Origin of the sequence: Caballeronia sp. (assembly GCF_049581465.1) — a bacterium.
Taxonomy (GTDB): domain Bacteria; phylum Pseudomonadota; class Gammaproteobacteria; order Burkholderiales; family Burkholderiaceae; genus Caballeronia.
Genome location: NZ_JBAUSA010000394.1, coordinates 1 through 8,285 on the forward strand (window position 1 = coordinate 1; position 8,285 = coordinate 8,285).

Annotated in this window: 8 protein-coding genes and 1 pseudogene; 3 read left to right on the forward strand and 6 right to left on the reverse strand. The window is 60.8% G+C overall.

The annotated features are described in order from the left end of the window. A partial coding sequence (locus tag WCA53_RS09755; RefSeq protein WP_423908516.1) for a peptidoglycan D,D-transpeptidase FtsI family protein occupies window positions 1-1,300 on the reverse strand: 1,300 nt, incomplete at its 3' end. A 32-nt stretch (window positions 1,301-1,332) separates the two neighbouring features. Beyond that, window positions 1,333-2,154, reverse strand: coding sequence for an arylamine N-acetyltransferase family protein (locus WCA53_RS09760; protein WP_423908500.1), 822 nt, complete (start codon window positions 2,152-2,154; stop codon window positions 1,333-1,335). Window positions 2,155-2,413: 259 nt separating this feature from the next. Between WCA53_RS09760 and zwf the strand changes: the two genes are divergently transcribed. The 3 genes from zwf to WCA53_RS09775 are packed head-to-tail and all read left to right on the forward strand — an operon-like array spanning window position 2,414 to window position 5,657. After that, window positions 2,414-3,958 (forward strand): glucose-6-phosphate dehydrogenase, encoded by a 1,545-nt coding sequence (zwf, locus tag WCA53_RS09765; protein ID WP_423908503.1) that lies wholly within the window; start codon window positions 2,414-2,416, stop codon window positions 3,956-3,958. An 11-nt stretch (window positions 3,959-3,969) separates the two neighbouring features. Next, window positions 3,970-4,761, forward strand: coding sequence for an ROK family protein (locus WCA53_RS09770; RefSeq protein ID WP_423908505.1), 792 nt, complete (start codon window positions 3,970-3,972; stop codon window positions 4,759-4,761). Next, on the forward strand, window positions 4,758-5,657 hold the full coding sequence (locus tag WCA53_RS09775) for an HAD family hydrolase (RefSeq protein ID WP_423908507.1): 900 nt from the start codon (window positions 4,758-4,760) through the stop codon (window positions 5,655-5,657). Before WCA53_RS09770 ends, WCA53_RS09775 begins: the two co-directional genes overlap by 4 nt. Window positions 5,658-5,824: 167 nt before the next feature. On the opposite strand, the gene infA is transcribed toward WCA53_RS09775, so the two are convergent. The 4 genes and pseudogenes from infA to WCA53_RS09795 form a co-directional block, all read right to left on the reverse strand. Then, window positions 5,825-6,091, reverse strand: coding sequence for a translation initiation factor IF-1 (gene infA, locus WCA53_RS09780; protein WP_423908509.1), 267 nt, complete (start codon window positions 6,089-6,091; stop codon window positions 5,825-5,827). Between the two features lie 79 nt (window positions 6,092-6,170). Further along, window positions 6,171-6,461, reverse strand: a complete 291-nt coding sequence (locus tag WCA53_RS09785) for a hypothetical protein (protein WP_423908512.1) — start codon at window positions 6,459-6,461, stop codon at window positions 6,171-6,173. A gap of 535 nt (window positions 6,462-6,996) precedes the next feature. Beyond that, complete coding sequence (gene corA, locus WCA53_RS09790; protein WP_423908514.1) at window positions 6,997-7,974, reverse strand: magnesium/cobalt transporter CorA; 978 nt, start codon at window positions 7,972-7,974, stop codon at window positions 6,997-6,999. Window positions 7,975-8,110: 136 nt separating this feature from the next. Continuing rightward, window positions 8,111-8,285, reverse strand: a pseudogene (locus WCA53_RS09795) (bactofilin family protein); the annotation flags it as partial.

Sequence of the window (8,285 nt, forward strand, 5' to 3'; positions counted from 1 at the left end):
AGGCGGTATAAACCTGCGCGATCTGCAACAGCGATAGCGACAGCCCGTAGCCATAGGCCATCGTTGCCTGCTCGATTGGCTTCCAGCGTTCGAACGCCCGCAGACGCCCGGTCGCGGCGCCGGGAAACGTCAGGTCGGGCGCGCGGCCTATGCCATATGCACGATATTTGTCCCATACCGTTTCGGGGCGAATCCTCAACGAGAGTTTCGTCAACGCGACATTGCTCGACATCTGCACCGCTTCGGACACGGTAATGACGCCGTGATTCGACGTGTCGTGGATCACGTGCGTCCCGAGCTTGAACGTTCCCGGCGACGTATCGATGCGCGTGTCCGGGCGCACCAGTCCCAGGTCGATCGCGAGCGCCGCGACCAGCGGCTTGATGGTCGAGCCCGGCTCGAACGTATCGGTCAACGCGCGATTGCGCAGTTGTTCGCCGGTGAGATGCGCCCGGTCGTTGGGATCGAAGGTTGGATAGTTTGCGAGCGCGAGGATCTCGCCATTCCTGGCATCGAGCACGACCACGCTGCCCGCACGCGCCCGGTGCTTCACGACGGCTGCAGCCAGTTGCGTATGCGCGAGTTGCTGGATGCGACTGTCGATAGTCAACTGGATCGTCTCGCCGTTTTCCGGCGGCTCGGGCTCGCCGATCTCCGAGACCACGCGTCCCAGCCTGTCGCGAATGACTTCGCGCCGCCCGTGAATGCCCATCAGCCGGTCGTTGGCCGCGAGTTCGACGCCTTCCTGACCCTGGTCTTCACTGTCCGTGAAGCCGACGATGTGCGCCGCCGATGCCCCTTCGGGATAAAACCGCTTGGTATCGGCGACCAGCGTCACGCCGGCCAGTCCCGTGTGCGCGACACGCGCGGCGAGGTCGGCATCGACTTGCCGCTTAAGGAGAACGAACGACCGGTCGGTGCCCAGTCGCCGCGTCAACTCGGCCTCGGGCATGTCGATCATCCGGGCAATGGGAGGGATTGTGGCGACGTCAAAACGCGCGGGCGTCGCCCATATTTCGTACGTGGCGAGACTGACGGCCAATAGCGCGCCATTGCGATCGACGATACGTCCGCGCGTGGCGCTCAACGCCAGCGTGCGCTGATAGCGTTTCTGCCCTTCGGCAATATAGAAGTTCCGGTTCACTACCTGCACCCACAGCGCACGCCCCGCGAGCGCTGCGAACGCGGCGAAAATCAGCAGGACGACGAAGGATGACCGCCACTTCGGCAGACGGCCTTCTAGCAGGGCGTTCCTTGCGTGCGTTCGAACCACCTCGTTTGCGGGGGCTGCGGCGCGCAGCTTCGTGACGGGTTCATCGGTATCAGCGGGATTCAATGTCCGAGGCGCTCTAACACGGTGTCGAATGCGCCGCCGGATTCGGGCAACGCGAGGCCGAACACGTCGCGCAGCACGTCGCGAACTTCAGCCGTCGTGGCAAGCTGGCGCTGCGTTTCGGCGACGCCACGGGTGGTCAGCGTCCGGTCGAGCAATGTATGGCGAGCGCCCGCTGCGAGGCGCGCCACGACCAGGTGATTCAGGAAGATCGATGCCGGAAACGTAGACACAAAGTGATTGCTCACGACGTAGTCGGCAGGAAATTGCGGTTCGAGGTCGAACCGGTAGATCGGCTTCCATACGCCGCCGAGTTTGACCCTGAGCATGTAGTCGCCGCGATCGATCAGGTCGATGCGGAACGGTTCGTGCGGCGTGCTCTGTTCGCGTCCCGGCTCGAACGCGAGCGGTGCGCTCAGGGTCATGCTGCCGAAGCCGATATCCGCGAGCCAGGTTTCCTCCCGCGTCTCGACCAGCAACATCATGTGCGTGCGGGGCGGCATGACCAGGTCGTTATTCCAGAGGACGCGCGCGGCAAGACCCGTGGTTTCGAAGCCGAGCGTGTCGAGCACCGCGCGAAACAGCAGGTTGTGCTCGTAGCAATAGCCGCCGCGCCGGGCGTCGACGAGTTTGTTGAACACCGCATCGAGATCGAGGCTCGGTGTCTGCCCGAGCAGCGAATCGACGTTTGCGAACGGGATGACCTGTGGATGCAAGCGGTGGAGCGCATGCAAGGTGTCGGACGTGGCGGTGCGCGTTCCGGTATAGCCGATTCGGCCGAAGTAACCGGTGAGTTGCGCCGGCGAAAGTGTCTGGATCATGTAGAAGTCCTGCCCAGGGTGAGCGGTGTGGAGCTGGGGCGCGCGGCCGCAAAGGTGCCGACATTCTACGCGACGGCCCGCATCGATTACATATTCCCTACGGCGGACGGGCATCAAATGTGCGCTTTGTTCGCGAAAACGGAACTGTGGACCGCGTACGATGGTCATTCGTACACGGTCCCGCACTTCTCGGTATTCTTTCTCAATATTCTTGATCGCACAGTGAGTGCGCTCAATGTTCATTCTTTAAAGGAACACTATGTCGACTCCGCTCGTTCCTGACAGCGCCAAGCCGTCCGCCGGCAAGCACCCTGCACCACCCGTCACGCTCGTCATTTTCGGGGCGGCTGGCGACCTGACCAAACGGCTGCTGATGCCTGCGCTCTACAACTTGTCGTCGGACGGCCTGCTCGACGACAAGATGAAGATCATCGGGGTGAATATGGGCGAGATGGAGACCCGTGCGTGGCGTGATGAGCTTACCCAGTCGCTGAAAAAATTCGCCGCCGATAAAGCCGGTGCGTTCCATACGTCGTCATTCAACGACAACGCGTGGAACTGGGTCGCGGACCGCCTGGAATACGTAGCGGGAGAGTTCGAAAGCGACGACGTGTTCAACAAGCTCAAGGAAAAGCTCGGTGACAACGGAAATGTCATTTTTTATCTCGCCGTCAGCGGGCGATTCTTCAAGACGATCGTCGAACGGATCGGCAAGGTGGGTCTGTTCAAGGAAGCCGACGGCAGCTTCCGTCGCGTGGTCATCGAAAAGCCGTTTGGCCATGACTATGCGTCGGCGAAGGATCTGAACGAGAGCATTCTCACGTTCGCCCGCGAGGACCAGGTTTATCGTATCGATCACTTCCTCGGCAAGGACACGGTCCAAAGCATTTTGGCCGTGCGTTTCGCCAACGCGTTTTTCGAGCCGCTCTGGCGGCGCGAATATATCGATTCCGTGCAGATCACGGCGGCTGAGACCGTAGGCGTGGAAGCGCGCGGCGGCTTCTACGAGCAGACCGGCGCATTCCGCGACATGGTGCCGAATCATCTGTTCCAGTTGCTCGGCACGGTCGCCATGGAACCGCCGAATTCGTTCAGCGCCGAAGCCGTGCGCGACAAGAAAGCGGAGATATTCGAGGCGGTCAGGCCGTTGAAACCCAGCGACGTCGTGCTGGGCCAGTACGAGAAATCGGACACCCTGGCGGGTTATCGGGAGGAGGCGAATGTCGCGCCCGACAGCCAGACCGAGACCTATGCGGCGGCGCGCGTGTTCATCGACAACTGGCGCTGGGGCGGCGTGCCGTTCTACCTGCGCACGGGCAAGCGGATGACCTCGCGACGCACCGAGATTTCAATCCAGTTGAAAGCCGTGCCGTTCCTGCTGTTCCGTGACACGGCCGTCGATACGCTCGTGCCGAACGTGCTGACGCTGCGCATCGACCCGGAACATGGCACCACGTTCGACTTCAACGTGAAAGTGCCGGGTCCGGTCATGCAGGTCGGAGCGGTGCAATCGTCGTTCAGCTACGGCGATTTCTTCGCGGAGAAGGCGAATGTGGGCTATGAGACGTTACTGTACGACTGCATGCTCGGCGACGAAACTTTGTTCCAGCGCGCGGACAGTATTGAGTTGAGCTGGGCGGCCGTGGAAAAGGTACTGCATCCCGACGACGGCCCGCTGCCTGTGCACGGCTACACGGCGGGCAGCGCGGGGCCAAAGGAATCTGACGCTCTGCTGAAGGCGGACGGCCGCGCCTGGCGCTCGCTCGCCGCCGATAAATCCACCGGTAACAACGATAAAAAGTAAGGGGAATACGCATGGTCGCAGCAAAAGGCAAGAACGCGAAAGAACGGATCCTGGCCATCGACGTGGGCGGTACCGGTCTGAAAGCCGCCATCATCGACTCGCATGGAAACATGGAAACGGAGCGGCTGAAAGTGCCGACGCCGCACCCGTGCCCGCCGGACCTCCTGGTCCAGACCTTGGTGAAACTGGTCACGCCGCTCCTCACGCCGTTGCCGGCCACGCACATTTCGGTCGGCTTTCCTGGCGTGGTCCGCGATAACCGCATACTGACTGCACCGAACCTGGGTAACGAAGACTGGCGCGATATCCCGCTGGCCCAAATGCTCACGGAGCATCTCGGCAATCTGGCCGTGCGCATCATCAACGACGCCGAAATGCAGGGCCTTGCAGCAATCGAAGGGAAGGGGCTCGAACTGGTGTTGACGCTCGGGACGGGAGCGGGCACAGCGCTTTTCCGCGATGGCGAACTCATGCCGCATCTTGAACTCGCTCACCATCCGGTGTCGAAGAACAAGACCTACGATGAGTACATCGGCAACGCGGCGCGCGAAAAGGCGGGCAACAAACGCTGGAATCGTCGGGTGGAGAAGATCATCGGGATTCTGTATTCGCTGATGCATTACGATCGGCTATGGATTGGCGGCGGCAACGCCGCGAATCTCAATTTCGTCCTGCCGGACAACGTGAAAGTGGTATCGAACGAAGCCGGCATCGAGGGCGGTTCTCGTCTGTGGCACCCGCGTTCCGTGCGCGAAACGCGTCAGTTGCCCGAAGCAAACCAGCGTACCGGAGTGTTTGAATGAACGCGCTGGATGCGACCGGTTTGCGGGTCACGGGGGCCAACGATCCGCAGAAAGCGTTCGATGCCCTCGCGAGGGTCGAGCTCGTGATCTCCGATTGCGACGGTACCTTGCTGCACACGGACAAGTCTCTCGGCAATGCGGCAAAAGAGGCGGTGAGTGCTCTTCGGGCGGCCGGCGTGCGTTTCACCGTCGCCAGCAGCCGGCCGGGGAAAGGCATGCGCGCAATCGTCGAGGCGCTCGCCATCGATCTTCCGTTTGCCGCTTACAACGGCGGCAAACTCGTTGATCCGGCGGACTGGAAAATGCTCAACGCCCATTTGCTGTCGCGCGCAGCGGTCGAAGCGGCGCTGCAAAGCCTGGAACGTGACGGTATCGACGCGTGGGTGTTTATCGACGACCAATGGCACATCACGAATCCCGATGGCGAATATGTGCCGCTCGAACGCCGGACGGTGGGCTATGACCCGGTGGTGGTGAAGCGTTTCGAAGATGCCGATCTCGATTCGGTCGAGAAGATCGTGGCCTCGTCGAAGGACGGGGATCTGCTCACGCGCAAGAACGCCGAACTTGACGAAACGCTCAAGGGGCGCGCCATCACCATGCGTTCACAGGCCTACTACCTCGACATCACGCATCCGGACGCGAACAAGGGCGCAGGGATTCGAGAAATCGCTCGACTGGCGGGTGTGCCGCTAGAAAACGTGGCCGTGCTCGGCGATATGTCGAACGATGTCGCGATGTTCGATGTCGCGGGGATGTCGATCGTGATGGGACAGGCGTCGGAGGAGGTGCAGGCGCATGCAACGCTGGTATCGGCGACAAATGACGAAGACGGCTTCGCCATGGGGCTGAACGGATTGCTCGTGGCCAGAAAGAGGGGGCAGCGGGGAGTGTAGCGGTAGCGGGGCGTGCAACGGTACCGTTAGGCCAAGCGCAATCGGCGCCATGCGCGATGCTGATTTTCAGCATCCAGCGGCGGCGCCGACGTAGCTCAAGCTTTTCAACTTGCAGGACTTGCCAGAACGAGCGCAGCGGCAACAGGTTGCCAGCCGGCAAAGGTTCTTTAACGGCGGCGCATTTGCGGACGCGGACCGCCGCCAGTTGCACGTTCGTCCTTGTGGCGGAAATTGATCCGCCCTTTCGTCAGGTCATACACAGACAATTCCAGCGTCACGCGATCGCCCGCGAGAATCCGGATGTGATTCTTGCGCATGCGGCCAGAAGCGTACGCGCCCACGACTACGCCATTGTCCAACGTCACGCGGTAGCGGCTATCAGGAAGCACTTCGTCTACGATGCCGTCCAACTCAAGTAACTCTTCTTTCGCCATATGAAACTCCTTGTTTACTTCGATTGTGTGATTGTAAGCGACGCCGGCCTCTGCCGCCGAAGCCTTTTAAGCCATTCCATCACAGATCTGCAACAGTCTGGCCTTCAATCTGACCATCGATAAGCTTTTCTGCATGCAACATGCAGGCCCGGCGGGCCTGGCCGCCATTTTCGAACGATGCCGTGTGGCCCAGGCGAAATACACGGAACTCGCCCGTTGCCTGCTCGCCCTCGGGCGCCGCGCGTCGGATTCGCACTGACGCTTCGTAGCCGGCATCTGCTGCACGCACGGCCACGCCATCACGCGCGCCACGCGGGTAGATCAGCGGATAAATCTCGTAACCCTTGTACGTCTTGACCGACTCTTTCATGTTTCCTGTCATGTTCCCTGAATTCCTGTAGTTCGGCCGCTCGAGCATCGAAATGCCGTATGCGACGCGCAACTGTCACGCGAACGGCCGGTTTGAGCGCCGCGGCGCTCGCAGTCGATAAGGCTTGCGACTAAAAGTAACGTGCGGCGCACGCAACGTGGCGCCGCACGCTAGGCTGAAGGTATTGAAGAACGTCGCGGCCAATCGCCTGCCCGTTTGCGCTGCTATGGCTAAACGGCTGCGCAGCCATCGACGTTGCTAGGCCATTCAAAACTGAAGACGAATGCCGGCCGTGATCTTGTACGAGGCCTGCATTGCCGGGGCGAAAACATTCAGCATGATGACTTGCGCTGAAATGTGGGTGAATCGCTGTTGCCGAGGCAAACACGATGCGCCGAACGCGCTAAATGTATGCTTTTAGACAGCAAAACGGAAAAAAGTTCCGCTCTCAGTCGCGCTGTCACTCACTGTCACCTACGGCCCCGCCTCGCTTGTTCCTCGATTGCTGCTTCAAAGACTCGCTTCACAGGCTCTATTATAACCATCCTGCCTTTCGAAACCGTCTCCACAGGAAAACGTCCACAGAGAGCATCACGCCAAGGCAAGCGGGATAGCCGTACGCCCAGTCCAGCTCGGGAATGCGGTGGAAGTTCATCCCGTAAATACCGGCAATCATCGTGGGGACGGCGAACAGCGCGGCGAACGAACCAAGCCGCTTGGTCACTTCGCTTTCCGCGAGCGAAATCAGCGCGAGATTCACCTGGATGGCGGTCGCGATCATTTCGCGACGGGCGTCGATCGTCTTCACGATGCGCTGCAGATGGTCATACACGTCGCGGAAATAATCTTCCATGCCGGCGCAAATGCCCGGCGAACGGCCGCCATAGAGCTTGCTGACCGCTTCCTGCAGCGGCGCCGTGAGATGGTGCATCTGCACCAGGCGGCGCTTGAGCGAATAAAGATCCTCGATGATCTCGCGCGATGCGGCCGAGCCGTTGCGCTCGAAAATACGCTCCTCAAGTTCATCGAGTTCAGCGCCGAGGGCTTCAAGAATCGGAAAATAGCGGTCAACGATCGCGTCGATCAACGCGTACATGACAAAGGCCGGCCCGAACGCGAGCAGATGCGGCTCGCGTTCGCACCGCTTCCTTATGTCGGTGAAGCCCTGGGTCGTCCGATTGCGCACGGAGAGCACATAGTTGCTGCCCACGAACACATCGACCTCGCCGACAACGAGTTCACCTTCGGCATCGAGTTCCACAGTGTGAAGCACGCAAAACAGGGAGTCGCCGTACTCCTCGATCTTCGGGCGCTGGTGCCCCGTCTGTGCGTCCTCCACGGCGAGTTCGTGCAGCCCGAACTGCTGCGCCAGGTGCGGGAGTTCGCCCGGTTCGGGATCTTTCAGCGCCACCCAGATGAACGCGTCGGGCACATCGCGATACGCGTTGAGGTTGTCGATGGCGACATCGGCGAGCTTGCGGCCCTTTTGGTACGCGGCGCAGTTCATCAGCATGGATGTTTGGCCCCTCTCGCGGTGGTGGAATCGTCGCACGAGGGCTCGGCGGGAAGGACGCCGGCGCACGACGGAGTGTCCCGGTATTCTGGCGGATTGGCCGTTTTACCGGAAGCGGCGCAGCACGCCTGGAAGATCAGCCATGGGTATAGTCGGAACTAAGGTCGGAACTGAGTTCGCTGCTCAGGCGCGGCGTCTCGGGCGCCACCTGCATGTTCTCGCGCTTCGTCAGTTTTCCCTCGACGGATGCGCCCACATCCATGCGCAACTGCTGGTAATAGATGTTGCCGTTCACGTGGGCATTCGACTGC